The 19602-nt window shown below is 68.8% G+C and carries 15 protein-coding genes and 1 pseudogene; 9 read left to right on the top strand and 7 right to left on the bottom strand.

Translation table 11 applies throughout. The annotated features are described in order from the left end of the window. Positions 1-45: 45 nt before the first annotated feature. From ABIC50_RS17925 to ABIC50_RS17910, 4 genes are all read left to right on the top strand, one after another. Positions 46-1395, top strand: coding sequence for an NCS2 family permease (locus ABIC50_RS17925; RefSeq protein ID WP_165753796.1), 1350 nt, complete (start codon positions 46-48; stop codon positions 1393-1395). A 46-nt stretch (positions 1396-1441) separates the two neighbouring features. Next, positions 1442-2542, top strand: coding sequence for an adenosine deaminase (gene add / locus ABIC50_RS17920; RefSeq protein ID WP_354165861.1), 1101 nt, complete (start codon positions 1442-1444; stop codon positions 2540-2542). A 252-nt stretch (positions 2543-2794) separates the two neighbouring features. Continuing rightward, positions 2795-3241 carry a hypothetical protein gene (locus tag ABIC50_RS17915; protein ID WP_354165859.1) on the top strand — a complete coding sequence of 149 codons (447 nt, stop codon included), beginning with the start codon at positions 2795-2797 and terminating at the stop codon, positions 3239-3241. Positions 3242-3322: 81 nt separating this feature from the next. Continuing rightward, positions 3323-5233 (top strand): WG repeat-containing protein, encoded by a 1911-nt coding sequence (locus tag ABIC50_RS17910; protein ID WP_354165857.1) that lies wholly within the window; start codon positions 3323-3325, stop codon positions 5231-5233. 21 nt (positions 5234-5254) lie between these two features. On the opposite strand, the gene ABIC50_RS17905 is transcribed toward ABIC50_RS17910, so the two are convergent. Both ABIC50_RS17905 and pdxR read right to left on the bottom strand, forming a co-directional pair. After that, positions 5255-7453, bottom strand: coding sequence for a penicillin-binding protein 1A (locus ABIC50_RS17905; protein WP_354165855.1), 2199 nt, complete (start codon positions 7451-7453; stop codon positions 5255-5257). A gap of 97 nt (positions 7454-7550) precedes the next feature. After that, positions 7551-9101 carry a MocR-like pyridoxine biosynthesis transcription factor PdxR gene (gene pdxR / locus ABIC50_RS17900; protein ID WP_354165853.1) on the bottom strand — a complete coding sequence of 517 codons (1551 nt, stop codon included), beginning with the start codon at positions 9099-9101 and terminating at the stop codon, positions 7551-7553. 128 nt (positions 9102-9229) lie between these two features. Between pdxR and ABIC50_RS17895 the strand changes: the two genes are divergently transcribed. After that, a complete protein-coding gene (locus ABIC50_RS17895) occupies positions 9230-9868 on the top strand; it encodes an FMN-binding negative transcriptional regulator (RefSeq protein WP_354165851.1) in 639 nt (212 codons plus the stop codon). Positions 9869-9914: 46 nt separating this feature from the next. On the opposite strand, the gene ABIC50_RS17890 is transcribed toward ABIC50_RS17895, so the two are convergent. Next, positions 9915-10508 (bottom strand): thioredoxin family protein, encoded by a 594-nt coding sequence (locus tag ABIC50_RS17890; RefSeq protein WP_175667114.1) that lies wholly within the window; start codon positions 10506-10508, stop codon positions 9915-9917. A 228-nt stretch (positions 10509-10736) separates the two neighbouring features. On the opposite strand from ABIC50_RS17890, the gene ABIC50_RS17885 reads away from it, so the two are divergent. Continuing rightward, positions 10737-11477, top strand: a complete 741-nt coding sequence (locus tag ABIC50_RS17885) for a response regulator (protein WP_006750896.1) — start codon at positions 10737-10739, stop codon at positions 11475-11477. Continuing rightward, entirely contained in the window at positions 11474-12796 is a 1323-nt protein-coding gene (locus ABIC50_RS17880; RefSeq protein WP_354165848.1) for an ATP-binding protein, read from the top strand. Before ABIC50_RS17885 ends, ABIC50_RS17880 begins: the two co-directional genes overlap by 4 nt. 253 nt (positions 12797-13049) lie before the next feature. On the opposite strand, the gene ABIC50_RS17875 is transcribed toward ABIC50_RS17880, so the two are convergent. Both ABIC50_RS17875 and ABIC50_RS17870 read right to left on the bottom strand, forming a co-directional pair. Further along, positions 13050-13784 (bottom strand): metallophosphoesterase family protein, encoded by a 735-nt coding sequence (locus ABIC50_RS17875; protein WP_354165846.1) that lies wholly within the window; start codon positions 13782-13784, stop codon positions 13050-13052. 116 nt (positions 13785-13900) lie between these two features. Next, a pseudogene (locus tag ABIC50_RS17870) lies at positions 13901-13975 on the bottom strand (GNAT family N-acetyltransferase); the annotation flags it as partial. A gap of 312 nt (positions 13976-14287) precedes the next feature. On the opposite strand from ABIC50_RS17870, the gene ABIC50_RS17865 reads away from it, so the two are divergent. After that, on the top strand, positions 14288-15481 hold the full coding sequence (locus tag ABIC50_RS17865; protein ID WP_354165844.1) for a porin: 1194 nt from the start codon (positions 14288-14290) through the stop codon (positions 15479-15481). Between the two features lie 530 nt (positions 15482-16011). Beyond that, the gene (locus ABIC50_RS17860) at positions 16012-17934 is read left to right on the top strand and encodes an SMP-30/gluconolactonase/LRE family protein (protein WP_354165841.1); all 1923 of its coding nucleotides are present in this window, start codon (positions 16012-16014) and stop codon (positions 17932-17934) included. Between the two features lie 25 nt (positions 17935-17959). Here the strand turns inward: ABIC50_RS17860 and ABIC50_RS17855 are convergent, their stop codons facing one another. Together ABIC50_RS17855 and ABIC50_RS17850 are read right to left on the bottom strand one after the other, a co-directional pair. Then, positions 17960-18889, bottom strand: coding sequence for a c-type cytochrome (locus ABIC50_RS17855; protein ID WP_471685690.1), 930 nt, complete (start codon positions 18887-18889; stop codon positions 17960-17962). After that, positions 18886-19572: a c-type cytochrome gene (locus ABIC50_RS17850; protein ID WP_354165840.1), complete on the bottom strand. Its 687-nt coding sequence runs from the start codon at positions 19570-19572 to the stop codon at positions 18886-18888. The genes ABIC50_RS17855 and ABIC50_RS17850 overlap by 4 nt, the downstream gene beginning before the upstream one ends. Positions 19573-19602: the final 30 nt, after the last annotated feature.

Raw genomic sequence — 19602 nt, 5'->3', positions numbered from 1 at the left:
CGCGAACCGACACAGGACAATAATCGGAATCACAGGAGAACCACCATGTCAGCGACTGACACGATGCCGGCGCGTACGCCGGCCAACTGGCTCGAACGGCGCTTCGCGCTCGCGGCGCGCGGCACGAGCGTGCGCACCGAGACGCTCGCCGGCATCACGTCGTTTCTCGCGGCCGCTTACCTGCTCGTCGTGATCCCGTCGCTGCTCGCGACGGGCGGGATGGAGCGCGGCGCGGCGACGACCGCGACGATCATCGTGTTCGTGCTGTTTACGACGCTGATGGGCCTCTACGCGAACCTGCCGTTCCTCGTCGGCCCCGGCATCGGCGGCTCGGTGATCATCGGCGTGACGCTCGCGACGACGGAACACGTCGGCTGGCAGACGGGCCTCGGCATCGCGTGCGTGTCGGGCGTGCTGTTCTTCCTGCTGACGATCTTCGGCGCGCGCGGCGTCGTGATGCGGCTGATTCCGGTGCAGATCAAGCTCGGGCTCGGCGCATCGATCGGCCTGTTCGTGACGATGCTCGGGCTGCGCAATGCAGGGATGGTCGTCGCGAACGCGAAGACCAACGCGTTCGCGCTCGGCGACTTCTCGCGGCCGGGTGCGCTCGTCGCGCTGATCGGTCTCGCGGTCGCGATCGTGCTGCAGGCGCGCAAGGTGCCCGGCGCGATCCTGATCGCGATTCTCGTCGCGGCCGCGGCCGGCGTGCCGCTCGGCGTCACGCATCTGCCCGCGTCGTTCGTGTCGCTGCCGCACAGCATCGCGCCGATCGCGTTCAAGCTCGACCTGCGCGGCGCGTTGACGCTTGCGGCCGCGCCGTACCTGTTCGCGTTCTTCGCGGCGGAATTCTTCTCGACGCTCGGCACCGCGCTCGCGGTCGGCGCGAAGGCGAACCTGCTCGACGGGCAAGGGAACCTGCCGAACATCAACCGGCCGTTCCTGGTCGACTCGCTCGCCGCGACGTTCGGCCCCGTGTTCGGCATTCCCGCGCTGACCGCGCTGATCGAATCGGCGGCGGGCGTCGAGGCCGGCGGCCGCAGCGGGCTGTCGTCGCTGGCGGCGGCCGTGCTGTTCGCCGCGATGCTGCTGTTCGTGCCGGTCGCGCTCGCGATCCCGAAGGAGGCGACCGCGCCGGCGCTGATCCTGATCGGGCTGTCGATGTTCGCGACGATCCGCCATACCCACTTCGACGACTTCACCGATGCACTGCCCGTGATGTCGATGGTGCTGCTCACGCTGATGTCGAACAGCTTCGGCACCGGCATCGCGGGCGGGCTGCTGTGCTACGTGCTCGTCAAGCTGCTGGCCGGCCGCTGGCGCGACGTGTCGTGGGGGCTCGTCGTGCTCGCGCTGCCGCTCGGCTACTACTTCTGGACCGTCGTGAAGCCGCACTGAGAGACGCTTTTCACGACGCATCGGCACTACCGCAAAAGAGACACACATGAAGGGAACACCAGGCAACGTCCCGGCCGCGCGCACGGGCATCGAGATCACGGCCGCTCATCGGGCCTTCTTCCACGCGCTGCCGAAGGTCGAGCTGCATTGCCACCTGCTCGGCGCGGTGCGGCACGACACGTTCGTCGCGCTCGCGCAGCGCAGCGGCGCACCGATCGAGCGCGCGGAGATCGACGCGTTCTATGCGCGGGGCGAGAAGCCGGTCGGCGTGCTGCACGTGCTGCGCGCGCTCGACCGATACCTGCTCACGCGGCCCGACGACCTGCGGCGGATCGCATACGAGTATCTCGAGGATGCGGCCGCGCACAACGTCCGACATGCGGAATTCTTCTGGAATCCTACGGGTACGGTGCGCGTGTCGGGCATTCCGTATGCGGATGCACAGGCCGCGATCGTGACGGGGATGCGCGATGCCGCGCGCGATTTCGGAATCGGCGCGCGCCTGATTCCGAGCATCGACCGCGAGCAGGACCCGGACGAAGCAGTCGCGATCGTCGACTGGATGAAGGCGAATCGCGCGGACGAAGTCGCGGGGCTCGGGATCGACTATCGCGAGAACGACCGGCCGCCGGAATTGTTCTGGAAGGCGTATCGCGACGCGCGTGCGGCGGGCTTTCGCACGACCGCGCATGCGGGCGAGTTCGGGATGCCGTGGCGCAACGTCGAGACGGCGGTCGATCTGCTGCACGTCGATCGCGTCGATCACGGCTATACGATCGTCGACAACCCCGAGCTCTGCGCGCGCTATGCGGAACGCGGGATCGTCTTCACGGTCGTGCCGACCAATTCGTACTACCTGCGCACGCTGCCGCCGGACCAATGGGCGGAGCGGCATCCGATGCGCAAGATGCCGGGCCTCGGGCTGAAGATCCATCCGAACACCGACGATCCGACGCTGCACAAGGTGAATCCGTCCGAGGCGTGGGAGCTGATGTTCAGCCATTTCGGCTTCACGATCGCCGACCTGAAGCAGTTCATGCTGAACGGGATCGACGGCGCGTGGGTCGACGATGACACGAAGGCCGCATGGCGCGCGGCGTGGGCGCCGGAATTCGACATGCTGGCTGATACGCTCGCGGCGCACTGAGCGCCCAGGCATGCTTTCCGGCCGGTCGCTCGACCGGTCGGCACTTCTTCCAGACGGCCCCGGGCCGTGCACGGGCGGAGCAGGATGCCGCGCACGCGTCCTGTCGTCTCTCCGCGCCGCGCTATGCGTGTCAGGCTGGCATACCTCGATCGTATTCGCTATATTGGCGTCCGGCAGCGCCCGAGCGTGTCGCTGCCGCCGCGCGCGCCCGCGCCGGCATTCCGACAATAATTCGATTCCGAGAGGCTCCCCGTGCGTATCCCCGTCTTCTGTCTGATGTTGTTCGTCTCGCTGTCCGCGCGAGCCGGTAGTGCTTGCGATGGGCTGCTGGGCGATTACGCGCCGGCCGCCGGCAAGCCCGCGACCCTGCGGGTGGAGAAGGCGGGCGACGGCTTCGTGCTGCGTGCGCGTGATGCCGGCCGCTGGAGCGCCGAAACGGCCCCGGCGCGCGTGGCGGAGCTCGATATGGACGGTCCGGAGAAGCCGCCTGCCGACGCGTGCGTGCTCGACGTGCCGGGCGGCGAACTGATCAAGATGCCGATCGGCTCGCCCTATCAGGTCACGTCGATCACGGGCAGCAACTTCACGACGAAGCATTCGACCACGGGTGTCCTGCTGCTGATGGTGCAAGGTTTTCAGGTCGACGGCATCGAGCTCCATCCGGTCGCGCGCAGCGGCGATTCGCCCCCGGCGCCGTGAAGACGGTTGCCGCGCGCTGATGGCGAGACGGACCGGCAGGTTGCTGCACACGACGACATAACAACGAGGCGACTCCTTCCGATGGGCAATCGAGCATGGCTGTATCTGCAGGCCGGTGACGGCGACGTCGCGCGAACGATCGAGTTCGCGGAATCCAATAACCACTTCCCGCTGCTGTGGCGCGTGCTGCTCGCCGACGGCGGCGCGGGCGACGCGATTGCCGATCAGCGTGTGTTCGGCGACGCGGGCACGCCGAATCTCGTGAGCGATGCACGCGCCGCGCTTGCACGCATCAGCCGGCTCGCGGCGTTCGTCACCGCGTATCCGCTGCCGGGCGACGATCCGGCGCTTGCGCGCCAGTTCGATGCGGTCGTGCGCCATCTCGGCGAATCGATCGATGCGCTCGGCGATGCGCACGGCGCGCCGCGACTATCCGCGAACCTCGACGAACTGTCATGGTTCGACGACGGCGATCCGAACGACTACATCGACGAGGAACGCGATGCCTGCACGCGCCTGTGGTGGCGCGTCGCGAACTGCATGGACTTCCGCGACGTGCGCGGTGTGCGCGACGTACTCGAGATCGACACGCCTGCCGACTGGCGCGACTGGGCGTGGGGCTTTGGGTTCGGCGGCGTGTCGCATCATTATTTCCGGCGCCAGAATCCGCCGCGCCGCGTGACGTTCGCCGAGATGTTCGACGCCGGCGAACTGCACGGCAACTGGCTCGATCACGACACGTTCAGCTTTCGCGGACGCAACGGCCTCTGGGGCGTGCGGCGCGAAACCGACGACGCGTGGGACGTGATCGTGCCGCCCGAATGGACGAACCTGTGGGCCAGTGGCGCGCGTGACGACCGGTTGTTGTGGGCCGCACGCGACGGCAAGGTCGGCCTGCTGCTTGCCGATGGGGACGGTGAGGGCGACGGTGCCAGGATCGTGCGCGAACCGGCGTTCGATGCGGTGTGGGATTTCAGCGGCGACGTCGCCTGCGTGCGCGTCGGCGAGCGGTTCGGGCTCGTGCGCACGGACGGTGCGTGGGCGCTCGAGCCGTCGCTCGACGATTTCGGCGAGTTCACCGGCGGCGTCGCGTCGGCGAGCCTGAATGGCCGCTGGGGCTTCGTCGATGCGCGTGGCGCGTGGGCGATTCCGCCGCGCTTCGACGACGCGCACGAATTCGTGAACGGCGCCGTCGCGGCGGTAGCCGAAGGCGAGCAGTGGGGGCTGATCGGGCGCGACGGGCAATGGCACGCACGGCCCGAGTGGACGGCGCTCGAATGGTCGTCAGCGTGCGGCGCGTTCGTCGCACGGCGCGACGGTCGCGTCGGTCTCGTCGATGCGAAAGGTCGGGTGATTGTCGAACCGCATTACGCGGAAGTCGCTCCGCTGACCGACGGTGAGCGGGCGGAGATGCTCGACGCGCTCGGCGCGATCCGCCATATCGTGCGGCGCGACGACGGGCGTTGCGCGATCGTCGACGGGCAGGGCCGCGTGCTGACGCCGTTCGACTTCGTCAACATGGGGGCGCTGACGTGGTTGCCCGACGACGAACCCGTGCCGGGCGAGCTGTTCACGCGTTACGCGATCGGCGTTCTGCCGGGCGAGCCGGGGCAACTCGCGATCTGCGATCTCGAGACAGGCGGGACGGTCGCGCAGGGGCGCTACGACGACGTGGCCGGCCTGTTCTGGGGAGCCGATCACGGCTGGCTGGCCTGCGTGCAGGACGAGGGCGGCAACGACGTGCGGGCGACGGTGCTGCGCGCGGACGGCACCGTGCTGCATCCGGCACGTTACACGCGGATCGGCGACGATGCGCTGTTCGACGACGATCGCGACGACAATGCAGGGCATGTGACGCTGATGCCGTGGTTCGTTCGCCGTGTTGAGATCGCGCGGCGCTGGAGCATGGACGAACCGGTCGCCGCATTGCGCGACGACGGCGTGCCCGTGTGGCTGTACGCAGACGGGCACGCGACGACGACGCCTCGGTAGCCCGGCGCGCAGCTATCCCGATCAGCGAAAGAACCTCAACCAATCGAACAGGCCCGAATGCTGCGGCGCGCGCCGCTTCGGCGCCGGTGCGCTGCGCGGCCGGAAGTCCGGCGAGAACTGCTCATGCGGGTCGATCGCCCGCGCCCGCAGCGCTGCATCGTAGAACGAACCGACGATCGGCAACGCGCTGTGCGCGCCCGCACCCCAGTAGTCGCTGCGCAGCGTCACGCTGCCGTCGTCGAAGCCGACCCATGCGCCGGCCACCAGTTGCGGATGCATCAGGATGAACCAGCCGTCCGTGTTGTCCTGCGTCGTGCCGGTCTTGCCCGCGACGTCGATGCGAATCCCGTAGCGCGAGCGAATGTCGGCACCGGTCCCGTAATCGACGACGCCGCGCATCACGTCGACCAGCGTCTGCGCGGCGGCCACCGGCAGCGCGCGTTCGGGCGGCGCGCTGCCGAATGCGGCGAGCACCTTGCCGTCGCGATCCTCGATGCGCGTGATCATCTGCGGCGCGACGTACACGCCGCGGTTCGCGATCGTCCCGTACGCGGACACCATCTCCTTCAGCGTGACGGGGCTCGTGCCGAGCGCGAGCGACGGCACCGCGTCGAGCGGGCTGTCGCGCACGCCCATCGCGCGCGCGAGCTGCGCGACCCTGGCCGCGCCTTCGCGCTGCATCACCTGCGCGGTGATGCGATTGCGCGACAGCGCGAGCGCGTCGCGCAGCGTCATCGGCGCGTCGGTCGGCGGCTCTGCATCGGTCGGATGCCACACCGTGTGCGCGTCGATCGGGATCGCGACGGGGCGGTCGACGAACGTATCGCCCGGACGCATCCCGTCCGCGAACGCGGCGCCATAGACGAACGGCTTGAAGGTCGAGCCCGGCTGGCGCCGCGCCTGCGTGACGTGATCGAACGGCTCGCTGCCGAAATCGGGGCTGCCGACCCACGCTCGGATCGCGCCGTTGCGTGGATCTATCGCGACGAAGCCGGCCTGCACCTGCGTCTTGCGTTCGCACAACGCCTGCATGAACGCGCGATTCGAGGCGAGCTGCTTCAGTGCCGCCGCATCGGCGAGCCCTGCATCGCGCGCGTCGCGGTAGTCCGATGTCTGCCGGATGAAGCCGCGGAACAGGTCGTTGCGCAGCCCGCAGCCGGACGGGCCGCGCCATGCGCCGTCGGCGACCGCCTGCAGCCGTTCGGTCTGCCGGGTCAGCGCTTGCGTCGCCATGTCCTGCAGCCGTGCATCGAGCGTCGTGCGCACGACGAGGCCGTCCGAGTAGAGGTCGTAGTTGTTCCGGTCGGCCCATGCGATCAGCCATTTGCGCAGCTGCACCGCGAAGTGCGGAGCCGGGCCGGGCTGTGCCGTCTGCGGCTCGAAGTCGACGCGCAGCGGCCGGCGCTGCAATCGCGCGAGCTGCTGCGGCGACAGCATGCCCATCGCCGCCATCCGTGCAAGCACGATGTTGCGGCGCTGGACGGCCCGCTCCGGGTTCAGCACCGGGTTGTAGTAGCTGTTGCCCTTCAGCATCCCGACGAGCGTCGCGCTTTCGACGACGTCGAGCTGGTTCGCCGATTTGCCGAAATAGGTGCGCGCGGCCATTTCGACGCCGAACGCGTTGTACAGGAACGGCACGGTGTTCAGGTAGGTCTCGAGAATCTCGTCCTTGCTATACACCGTCTCGATCTTGAACGCGGTGATCAGCTCCTTCATCTTGCGCGTGAGCGTCGGCGCGCGGCCGACTTCATCCGGGTACAGGTTGCGCGCGAGCTGTTGGGTGATCGTCGAGCCGCCCTGGCGGCTGCCCGAGAACGTATGCAGGCCGGCCGCGAGCGTGCGGCGCCAGTCGATGCCGTGATGCGCGTAGAAGCGGTGGTCCTCGGTCGCGATCAGCGCGTCGACCATGTGCGGCGAGATCTGCTTGAGCGGCACCCATTCGCGGTTGACGGGCCGGAATTCGGCGATCAGCTGGCCATCGGCCGACAGCACGCGCGCGGGGCGGTCGATGCGCGCCTTGCGGATGTCGCCGATGCTCGGCGTGAACGGCACGAACGCGAGCAGGACCAGCAGGCCGAGCACAGGTATTGCGGCGAGCGTCAGCGCGACGCCGCGGCGCGTCGGATGGCGCAGGCGTTGCCACGCGCCGGCGCCCAGCGCGCGGGCGCCGTCACGGCAGCGAAGCCAAAGGTTGCGGAGAAACGGCACGAAGCGATTCACGGCGGCAGGAGCGCGGTCGGGAAAGGCGCGATCCTAGCAAACCGCGCAACGTTGGCTGTGGCCAAAATGCCGGTTTTCTCCCAGGATTTACAGACGATTACGTTTGTTGCCCGCGCACAACCTTTGATCGCGTGCGGCGTCGTGATTCGTCCGATGAATCGGCGCCGGCCGCGTCGCCCACCACATCCGCGAGCCGCTGGGCGGCCGCCTCCATCCGCGCGCGATCGAACCCGCCGAAACCGAGCACGAGGCCCGGACGCTCGGTGCCCGGCGCGAACATCGGCGACACCGCACGCACTGCGACGCCCGCCTGCGCGGCGCGCGCCACCACGTCGCGATCGTCGATCCCTTGCGCGAGCCACAGCACGACGTGCATGCCCTGATCGCCCGGCTGCACCCACGCGCGCTCGCGCGGCAGCCGCGCGCCGAGCGTGTCGATCAGCAGCGCGCGCTGTTCCGCGTAGACGCCGCGCACGCGGCGAATGTGGCGGTCGAGATGGCCTTCCGCGATGAACGCGGCGAGCACGTGCTGATCGGCGGTCGGCGCATGGCGATCCATCAGTACGCGTGCACCGCAGAAGGCCGGCACGAGATCGTCGGGCGCGATTACGTAGCCGAGCCGCAGTGACGGAAACAGGATCTTGCTGAAGGTGCCGAGATAAACCACGCGCTCGGGGTCGAGCCCCTGCAGCGACGGAAACGGATAGCCTTCGTAGCGCAGCTCGCTGTCGTAATCGTCCTCGACCACCCAGGCTTGATGCGTGCGCGCCCAGCCGAGCAGCGCGTTGCGCCGCGCCATGCTCATCGGCATCCCCAACGGGTACTGGTGCGACGGCGTGACGAAGGCCGCGCGTGCGTCCGGTGCGACGCGGATGCCGGCCTCGACGTCGATGCCGTCCGCGTCGACCGGCACGCGCACCATCGCATCGCGTCGCCCGGTGCTCTCGAGCAGCGCGGTGATGCCGCGATAGGCGGGATTCTCGACCCACGCGCGATCGTGCGCGCCGAGCAGCACCTGGCTCGCGAGGTGCAGTCCCTGTTGCGTGCCGCTCGTGATCACGACCTGATCGGCGCTGCAGCGCACCGAGCGCGAGCGGCGCACGTAATCGGCGATCGCTTCACGCAGCGGCAACGCGCCTTGCGGATCCGCATAGCCGGACGGCGCACCGGCACCGCGTGCGCGCAGCCGGTTGCCGAGCCGCCGCCAGATGTCGTCGGGCGCGGTGAGCCCGGCCGGCACCGAGATCGCGAATGGTGCGGCCGGCAGCGGCCGGAATTCGCGGGCGATCCGCGCGAACGTCGCGGCCGGCTCGGGCAGGCCGGTGTGCGCGGCGCGCGGGTGCGCGGCCGCTGGTTCGCCGGCCGGCGGCGGCTCGGCCAGCGCGTTCGCGACCCGCGTGCCGGCGCCGCCGCGCGACTCCAGGAAGCCTTCGGCGACGAGCTGCGCATACGCGTCGACGACGGTGCCGCGTGCAACCTCGAGCGATGCCGCGAGCAGCCGCGTCGAAGGCAGCGTGTCGCCGGGCCGCACGTCGCCGCGGCGCACCGCGTCCCGCAACGCCTGCGCGAGCTGACGGCTCAGGTCGCCGGCCGCGCGGTCGAGCGCGCCGAGCGACGGGATTTCGACGATCCGGGCGGTTCTGGCCATGATTCTGGTCTGCTGAAATTGTTCGAAACCGGCTCTACAGCATAAACCAGTTAGCGCTCACAATCGGGGCATGACGCGCCTGTTTCGGGTGCGTTTCTTCCTGAACCCCGTCCGACCGTGGAGCCGCCATGTATGTCCCCGCCGATTTCGCCGAATCCCGTCCCGACGCGTTGCGCGAGCTGATCGTCCAGCATCCGTTCGGCAGCCTGGTCACGCATGGCAAGCGCGGGCTCGACGCGAACCACATTCCGTTCGAACTGCTGCCGGGCGACGGCGGCCTCGGCGAGCTGCAGGCGCACGTCGCGCGCGCGAATCCGGTCTGGCAGGCGGTCGCGAACGGCGACGAGGTGCTCGTGATCTTCCGTGCCGGCGATGCGTACATCTCGCCGAACTGGTACCCGAGCAAGCACGTCGCGCACCGGCAGGTGCCGACGTGGAACTACGTGGTCGTGCACGCGCACGGCCGCATCACGGTGCGCGACGACGAGAAGTTCGTGCGCGGCGTGGTCGCGCGGCTGACCCGCACGCACGAGGCGTCGCAGCCGGCGCCGTGGAAGATGGCCGACGCGCCGAAGGACTATCTCGACACGATGCTGCAGTCGATCGTCGGGCTGCAGATCGAGATCACGCGGCTCGTCGGCAAGCGCAAGCTCGGGCAGAACAAGGCGGTCGACGATATCCGCGGCGCGGGCGACGCGCTGATCGCGGACGGGCAGCTCGCGATCGGGGAGGCGATGCTGGCGGAGGCGGACGCGAAGCTCAAGTGAGCGGCGGCGAATCGCCCGGGGCGCCTGCCGCCCCGGCCCGCGCCCGTTACTGCGTACGCATCGCGCCCTTCGTGCCTTCGCCCGCCTGGGCCTGCGCCTGCACCAGCGCCTCGCGAATCGCCGCCTCGGTCTTGTCGTACCCGCCCTCGCCATAGCGCGTATAGACGATCTTCCCGTTCGCGTCGATCAGGTACAGCGCCGGCCAGTACTGGTTGCCGTACGCGCGCCACGTGTCGTAGCGGTTGTCCTGCGCGACCGGATACTGGATGTCGAAGCGCTTGAGCGCATCGGCGACGTTCTTCGGATCGCGTTCGAACGGATACTCGGGCGTATGCACGCCGACCACGACCAGCCCCTGGTCGCGATACTTCCGGTACCAGTCGTTCACGTACGGAATCGTATGAATGCAGTTGATGCACGAGTAGGTCCAGAAATCGACGAGCACGACCTTGCCGCGCAGCTGCGCGAGCTTGAGCGGCGCGCTGTTCTGCCAGCGCTCGATGCCGGTGAAGTCGGGCGCCGGCGTGCCGGCGAGCGAGGCCGTCATGCCCGCGTCGTCGCGGGTGCCGGCGAACGCGGCGATCCCGGCCGTGGCAGCGAGCGCGATCACGAGGGCGGCAGTCTTGAGTCTGGGCAGCATGGCGGTTCTCCGGTTCGGCCGGCCGCCGCGCGATCGCGTCGGCCGGACTGGTTTCGACAGCCCTCATTGGGCCGCGCCGACGTATCTGCGATGTGTCCGGCGAGCCGCGTGCGTGCAATGTTGTGTGTCGTCGCGGCGGCGCGATACATTGGGATACAAATGCGTGCCCGCGGTGCGGTATAAAGGCGGACATCGCCAGCCGCAACCTCACGACCCCGACCCTGACTCATGGACAAGATCGACCACGTACTGATCGTCGACGACGATCGCGCGATCCGCGAACTGATCGCCGACTACCTCGAGAAGAACGGCATGCGCGTGTCGCTCGCCGCGAACGGCCGCGAGATGCGCAACGTGCTCGAAGACGGCGCGCCCGACCTGATCGTGCTCGATCTGATGCTGCCCGGGGAGGACGGCCTCACGCTGTGCCGCGATCTGCGCGCCGGCAAGTTCCGGACGGTGCCGGTGCTGATGCTGACCGCGCGCGGCGAGGAAACCGACCGCATCATCGGCCTCGAGATGGGCGCCGACGACTATCTCGCGAAGCCGTTCGCGGTGCGCGAGCTGCTGGCGCGGATCCGCTCGGTGCTGCGCCGCGCGCGCATGCTGCCGCCCGGCATGCAGGTGACTGAGACGGCCGAGATGCTCGCGTTCGGCGAATGGCGGCTCGACACGACGGGGCGTCACCTGCTCGACGCCGAAGGCACGCTGGTCGCGCTGAGCGGCGCCGAATACCGGCTGCTGCGCGTGTTCCTCGACAATCCGCAGCGCGTGCTGACGCGCGATCAGTTGCTCAACCTCACGCAGGGCCGCCAGTCCGATCCGTTCGACCGGTCGATCGACCTGCTCGTGAGCCGGCTGCGCCAGCGGCTGCGCGACGGCGCGCGCGAGCCGCGCTACATCAAGACGCTGCGCAACGAGGGCTACGTGTTCTCGTCGGCGGTGACCACGGTCGAAGGCGACGCATGAGCGCGCGCACCCTGCGGCACTGGCCGCGCTCGCTGTTCGCGCGGCTCGCGCTGATCCTGTGCGTGGGCCTCGCGCTCGCGCAGACGCTGTCGTTCTGGCTCACGATGACGGAGCGCGATCAGGCGACCACCAACCTGATGATGGGCTACATCGAGCGCGAGGTCGCGAGCTCGGTCGCGCTGCTCGACCACCTGCCGGCCGCCGAGCGCGCCGCGTGGCTGCCGCGTCTCGCGCGGCGCAGCTACGCGTTCATCCTCGGGCCCGGCGAGACGGGCACGCCGTCGGAGGCGCGGCTGTCGGCGCGCGTCGAGCGGTCGATCTCGGACGGCATCGGCGGCGACTACCCGCTGACGGCGAATGCGATTCCCGGCGATCGCGAGCACCTCCAGGTGCATCTGCGCCTGACCGACGGTTCGCCGCTGACCATCGACATCCACCCGATGTCGACCGTGCCGCTGTCGGGCTGGCTGCCGGCGGTGCTCGCGCTGCAGCTCGCGGTGCTGGCCGCGTGCTGCTGGCTCGCGGTGCGGCTCGCGACACGGCCGCTGAACCAGCTCGCGCGGGCGGCCGACGCGCTCGGCCCCGACCTGAAGGGCGAACGCCTGAACGAGAGCGGGCCGTCCGAGGTCGCGCGTGCCGCGCGGGCGTTCAACGCGATGCAGGACCGCATCGCGCAGTACATGGCCGAACGCATGCAGATCCTCGCGTCGATCTCGCACGACCTGCAGACGCCGATCACGCGCATGCGATTGCGCGTCGACGTGATGGACGACGACGCGCAGGGCGCGAAGCTGCGCCAGGACCTGATCGAGATGGAGCATCTGGTGAAGGAGGGCGTCGCGTATGCGCGCACGCTGCACGGCACGGATGAAGCCGCGCGCCGCATCGATCTCGATGCGCTGCTCGACAGCATCGTGTGCGACTACACGGATGCCGGGCAGGACGTCGCGCTGCACAGCGGCGGCCCGCTCGCGCTCGTCACGCGGCCGAAGGCGCTGCGCCGGATCGTCGGCAACCTCGTCGACAATGCGCTGAAGTTCGCGGGCGCGGCCGAGATCGACGTGCAGGCGGCGTCAGGCGGCGGCGCGGTCATCGCGGTGCGCGATCGCGGGCCCGGCATTCCGGACGATCAGCTCGACGCGGTGTTCGAGCCGTTCCGGCGCGTGGAGACGTCGCGCAATCGCGAGACGGGCGGCACGGGGCTTGGTCTCGCGATCGCGCGGCAGCTTGCGCTCGCGATGGGCGGCACGCTCACGTTGCGCAACCGGACGGATGGCGGCGGGCTCGAAGCGCGGCTGACGCTGGCGAATGCTGCGTGATGCGTGATGCGATGCCCGTCTGGAGCGTCGCGGGCGTCGTGTTGAGGCGGGCGGCGTCACACGCGCTGCAAATGCGTGTCGACGGCCGGATCGCGCGGCGTGTCGCCGAAGCCCGGACAGCCGACGATCCGTCGTGCCACCGGATGCGCGGGACGGCTCGCGAGCGGTGGCCAGAACGCGGTGCTGCCTGACGCAGCGCGCGTGGCGGATCGGTTTTCCGGCGAACGAAGCGGGATGGAACGGCGACGACGCGTCAGCACCGACCGGTGCGCAGCGCGACGGTCCAGTCGTCGCGGCCGCGCGCTGCCGCGGTGTCGGCGGCCGTGTGCCAGTCGTATGCGACCGCGTGGAATTCGGCCTGCCAGCCGGCCGGTGTGCGCGACACCATCGCGTAGCGCGCATGCGGCGAGCCCGTTTCGATCCGGTGCGGATGCGGGTGATTGTCCGTGTACGCCTGGAGCCCGACGCTGCCCGGGTTGACGATCAGCCGGCCGTCGTCGAGCTTCGCGATGCGCGGGACATGCGTGTGGCCGCACAGGATCAGCGACGCCGGCGCGTCGCCCGCGCGCCGCGCGATTTCATCGGGCGTCGCCGCGCGGCAGCCGTCGGGCGTCACCGTTTCGAGGAAATAGACGAGGTCGCTGGCGGGCGTGCCGTGCACCATCAGCACGTCGTTGTCGAGCGTCAGGCGTGCGGGCAATGCGGCGATCCACGCGCGATGGTCGTCGCGCAGTGTGTCGTGCGCCCAGCGATCGGACAGCCCCATCGTTTCGCGATCGCCGCTCAGCAGTTGCCGTTCGTGATTGCCCTTGATGGTCGGCAGGTCGAGCGCGATCAGGCGATCGGCCGTTTCGGCCGGATGGAGCGCGCCCGACACGATGTCGCCGAGGTTGACGATCAGGTCGGCGCCGCGGCGGCGCACGTCGTCGAGCACCGCGTCGAGCGCGGCGAGGTTGCCGTGGATGTCGGACAGCGCGGCGATTTTCATGGCGAAGAAGTCGATGCGGGGAGCAGCGATTGTCGCCAATTCGGCGTGGCGCGTCCAATCGCGCCGACCGCGAGCGGACCCGCGCGTCGAGCGTCGGCCATCGGTCGGCCGGCGCGTCAGTCGGTCGCGATGCGCGCGTACATCGCGAAGTCGCCCGGCACGCCGCGCACCATCCGGTAGGCGCGCATGACAGAGACTCCCGATCGCAGCGGTGCGCTCGATTATCCGGCGCGCGCCCCCGCGCCGTACAGCGACGTTGCCCGCGCAACCAATTATCTCGATCTCGGCAAGAAGCTGTTTTCATTATTGCGCTATCGAACGAAACCGGTTCCAACTACCATGGCGGCCACGGCGGGCATGCTCGCCGCGACGTGCCGCGCGCGTATCGCACGCGCGCGTTCCCGCGTGCGACCGCCGTCGGCCTCGCATGCAGGCGTATCTCGCCGGCCGCACGCGTTACTCGCATAGAACAACGGGTAGACCACCCGGAGACGCTAAAAACCATGAACAAGCAACTGATCGCAGCACCGCTGCTGCTCTCGCTCGCGGGCGTCGCATCCGCGCAAAGCTCCGTCACGCTGTACGGCATCGTCGACGCGGGCGTGACCTATCGCAGCAACGAACGGGTCGGCTCGCCGGGCGCCTACACCGGGCATTCGGAAGTCGGCCTGACCACCGGCAATTTGTCCGGCAGCCGCTGGGGCATCAAGGGTTCCGAGGATCTCGGCGGCGGAATGCGCGCGCTGTTCGTGCTCGAGAACGGTTTCGACGTGACCAATGGCACGTCGGGCCAGGGCGGCCGCCAGTTCGGCCGCCAGGCGTTCGTCGGCGTCGGCAGCACCCGCTACGGCACGGTCACGCTCGGCCGCCAGTACACGTCGCTCAACGACTTCGTGAGCCCGGTCGCCCCGTCGTCGTTCATCGGCGGGTTCGGCGCGCACCCGGGCGACATCGACGATCTCGACCAGACCGCGCGCGTGGATAGCTCGATCAAGTACACGAGCGCGAACTACGCGGGCTTCACGTTCGGCGCGCTGTACGGCTTCGGCAGCCAGCCGGGCAGCATGAAGCAGCGCAACACGTGGAGCGTCGGCGCCGCATACGCGGCCGGGCCGCTGCGCGTGGGCGTCGGCTACGAGCGCTCGGACAACAGCAAGACGGGTGCGACCGATCCGACGGCCGGCAAATGGCAGAGCACCGACGACGGGCTGTTCAACTCGTCGATCAACGAAGGCTATGCGAGCGCTCAGTCGCAGCAGGTGATCGCAACCGGCGCGACGTACAACTTCGGCCCGGCCGTCGTCGGTGTGAACTACAGCAACATTCAGTATCGCAGCGGCGCGCAGTCGCTGTTCAGCGGTCATGCGACGTTCAACGTCGCGGGCGTGTTCACGCGCTGGAACGTGCAGCCGCAGACGCAACTGTTCGCCGGCTACAGCTACACGCGCGGCAGCGACGTCGACGGCATCGACAACCGCGCGCAGTATCACAACGTCACGCTCGGCGCGGTCTACGACCTGTCGAAGCGCACCAGCGTGTACCTGCTCGGCGCGTACCAGCGTGCGTCCGGCACGACGCTCGACGCACTCGGCCGGCCGGTGGCCGCGACCGCGGCGGCGTCGGACAAGGCGAACGGCCACTCGTCCGATTCGCGATCGCAGGCGATCGTCAGCCTCGGCCTGCGCCAGAAGTTCTGACGCCACGCGCGGGACCGGCGGCCCGCGCGCAATGCGGGCCGCCGGTTGCGCGCCTAACCCGTGTACGGCCTGTCTCCTTCAACGCGACCCGCGACCCGCATCACGCTTCGCACGCGCGGGCGGCACATCTTCGTCTCCCTCTCTCCATCTTCATCGGCAACCGCAGTCCGCCGAGTCCCGCCTTATTTCACTTCTTCACGATTTTCCCGGCAATGCAGCATGCAGCCGAATAATATTTTTTCTCTTTCATTTTAATTTCGATTTGTAATCATCGAGTCGATTTGCCGGCAATGGAAATTCAATGCGCGTGTATCAGAAAAAATGACGCATATGTTGCGTGAAATTCGGAACAAAATGCCGGTGATGATGAGTCGCCACAGCGCTATCGGGCGGGGAATCGCGGGCGATCCCGGGTAAAAAAACGTAATCAGCAATTCGTGGTGGAAATGACCGGATTTTTGCAGAAATCACCAATATTTCATACGCGCCGAACTAGAGTATCGAGTAGTGATCGTCCGGGAGCATCGTTCATGTTATCGAAACAAATTCGCGCGGCATTGCTGGGATTGTGCATGGCCGTGCTGGCACCGGTCGGTCACGCACAGGCGCAATATACGACGGACTGGCTCGCAAACACGTTCGGCACGCTGGCCGCGCACGTCGGCAACGGCGCTCGCTCGCTGTGGGTCGCCCCCGAAGGCGTGATTTATACGGCGTCGCGCTGGGACGAGAATGCCGGCGGCGTCGCGATCTACCAGAACGGGCAGACGCTCGGCACGATCGGCATCCACGACGAATTCCAGGGCGGCGCGATCACCGGCAACGCGAACTCGCTGTTCGTCGCGCTCGGCTACAACCGCACCTTCGGCAGCGGCTCGGTCGGCCGCTACAACCGCAGCACGAACCAGCGCGACCTGCGCATCCCGGTCAGCACGTGGACGGGCATCCAGTACGCGGACGTGATCACCGGCCTCGCGACAACCGGCAACCTGCTGTACGTGAGCGACTTCTACGGCAACCGCGTGCGTGTGTATACGACGGACGGCGTGTGGCAGCGCGACATCAGCGTATCGGGGCCCGGCGCGCTGGCGCTCGACGCGGGCGGCAACCTGTGGGTCGCGCGCAAGAGCGCGGGCATCGTCGCGCAGTTCAGCCCGACCGGCACGGCGATGAACACGATCCAGATGGCGGCGCGCGCGCGGCCCGCGTCGCTGTATTTCGATGCGCCGAGCGGGCAGATGCTGGTGGGCGACGAAGGGCCCGACATGAACATCAAGGTCTACACGCTCGCGGGCCTGCCCTTGCAGATCGGTACGTTCGGCGTGCTGGGCGGCTATCTCGACACGACGTCGGGCATCAAGGGGCAGGTCGGCGACAAGCGCTTCACGCGCGTCGCGGGCATCGGCAAGGACGCGGCCGGCAACCTGTACGTGCTGAACAACGCATGGGGCGGCGGCTGGGATCTCGGGCGCAACGGCAGCACCGACCTCCATTCGTACAGCCCGACGGGCATGCTGCAATGGAAGCTGCAGGCGCTGAACTTCGAGGGCGCCGCCGCGCCCGACCCGGCGACCGACGGCGCGTTCTTCTACAGCGGCAACAACGTCTATACCGGTACGGCGGGCGGCACGTTCGTCGCGAACACGATCGATCCGTTCACCTATCCGAAGGACCCGCGCCTCGACATGAAGGACTACCAGCGCGGCCAGCATTTCGGCCAGCTCGCGCTGGTGAAGGGCACCCGGATGCTCGTCGCGACCGGGCAGAACCCGGGCAACTACAACATTTATCACTTCAACAGCGCGAGCGGCTATATCGCGATTCCGGACGGCTCGATCCCCGGCAAGCCGTTCAACACGACCCTGCAGGTGACGGCCGGTTTCTCGCTCGACGACAACGGCGACGTATGGGCCGGGCTCGATCGCACCAACAACATCTCGCACTATCCGATGACGGGCTTCGACGCCACCGGCAAGCCGACCTGGGGCACGCCGGTGCAGATCCAGATTCCGCGCACCGTGCTGCCGCTCACGCGGATCATCTACCAGGCCGACAGCGACACGATGATCCTCGCGCAGGGCCTCTCGGGCAGCTGGGACTGGACCGCGATGAACGGGCACATCGAGGTCTATCGCGGCTGGAAGGCCGGCAACACGACCACGCCGAACGTGGCGATCGACCTGACGAGCGCGAACCCGAAATCGATGGCAGCGGCCGGCCACTACCTGTTCGTCGGCTACGTGCACACGGTGCCGAACGTCGACGTGTTCGACCTGAACACCGGCAGCCTCGTCACGACGCTGACGAACTCGAACACGTCCGCGATGGACGTCGGCAACGACGTCGACTCGATGTACGGCATCCGCGCGTACCGGCGCTCGACCGGCGAATACGTGATCACGAAGGACAACTACAACGGGTCGAGCGTCGTCGTGTATCGCTGGCGTCCGTGATCACGCAGGCCGCGGCGCGCGCACGTCATGGCGCGCCGAGCACGTGGCCGTTCACGTCGCGCCCGTACATCGAGTCGGGCGTGTCGTGGAATTTCGCGCGCGTGTCCCGCACCGAGCCGGTGAAGCGCGGGTCCTGCGGGCGCTCGTGGCTGTCCATGAAAGTCGCGACGTCCCACGCTTGCTGATCGGTCAGCGTGCCGCCGAGCCCGAGCGGCATATTGGCCTTCACGAAGCCGGCCGCGTTGCGGATGTCGCCCATCCCCGCCCCCCAGTTGAACGAGCGCGCGCCCCACAGCGCCGGAAAGACCGGCCGGTCGCCGCTCGATCGTCCCTGGCCGTCCGCGCCGTGACACAGCGCGCAGTGCTGCGTGTAGACGGCGGCACCGCGCGCGTAGTCGGGCTTTTGCGCGGGCGGCGGCAGCTTCGGAAAACCCTGGCCGGGCAGCCGGGTGCCGATCGGCGCGCCTTTCGCGAGCCAGTACGAATAGGTTTCGAGCGCAACGAGTATCGGGTCGCCAGGCGGCGGCGCCTTGCCGTTCATGCTGTAGCGAAAGCATCCCTGCAGACGTTCGGCGAACGTGTTCACGTGGCCGTTCTTGCTGCGGTAGGCCGGGTACAGCAGGTACGCGGCCCACATCGGGCCCGCATCGGGCCGGCGGCCCGCGTCGAGGTGGCAGCTCGCGCAGGTCAGCTTGTTGCCGACGTACTTGCCCGCGTACTCGGGCGTGTGCAGGAAGATCTGCTCGCCGAGCTTCACGGTCTTGCCGAAGTCGTCGGCAGGGATCGCGGATTCGGGCGGTGGCGTGAACGGCTTCGCCGCCGCGACGGGAAGCGGCGCCACCGCGGTGGCGGAAGCGGCGGCCGGTGCGTCCTGCGGCGCGGCCGCGCAGGCGAGCGCGGGCAGCCAGGCCGCGCCGAGCAGCGCGGCGCGAATCAGCTTCGTGCGGTCGATCATTGTTTTTCTCCGTTGGCGGCGCCGCCGCGCGCATAGTAGGCGGCCACCGCGTCGATGTCGGCATCGGACAGCTTGCCGGCGATCATCGGCATCAGCGCCATCGGGCCGGGCGCCCGCGCGCCGTGCTTCCAGCCGTTCAGCTGGCCCGCGAGATACGCGGCCGGCTGGCCGGCGAGCGGCGGAAACGCGGCGCCCACGCCGAGGCCGCCCGCGCCGTGGCATTGCGCGCACGCCGGCAGGCCCTGCGACCAGCGTCCACGCGTCGCGAGCCATGCGCCGGTGTTGGCCGGATCGATCGACGTGGCGTCGGACGCCATGATGGCCGGCGGCGCGGGCAGGCTCGCGAAATACGCGGACACCGCATCGCGATCGTGCGGCGACAGCTGTTTCGCGAGCGGCTGCATGACCGGGTTCTGACGGCTGCCGTCCGCGAACGCGGCGAGTTGCACGGACAGGTAGCCGGCGTTCGTGCCGGCGAGACGCGGGAAGCCGGCGGCCGCGTTGCCTTCGCCGTGTGCACCGTGGCAGCCGATGCAGGCGGTCACGCCCGTCGTCGTGCCCTGGGTGGCGATCGTCTTGCCGAGCGCGATGTCGTCCGCGCGGGCGTGGCCGGCCAGCAGCGCGGCCGCGGCGAGCAGCAGCGGCGCGAACCGGCGTCGCGGTAGGTCGACCGAATCGTTCACGTGTCCCCTCCTTGTTGTCTGTCTTGTTGC

The organism is Burkholderia sp. 567, from assembly GCF_040545115.1.
In the GTDB taxonomy this organism is placed as follows: Bacteria; Pseudomonadota; Gammaproteobacteria; order Burkholderiales; family Burkholderiaceae; genus Burkholderia; species Burkholderia ambifaria.
Note: the sequence above shows the minus strand (reverse complement) of the source record. Positions and strands in the feature narration are given on the sequence as shown.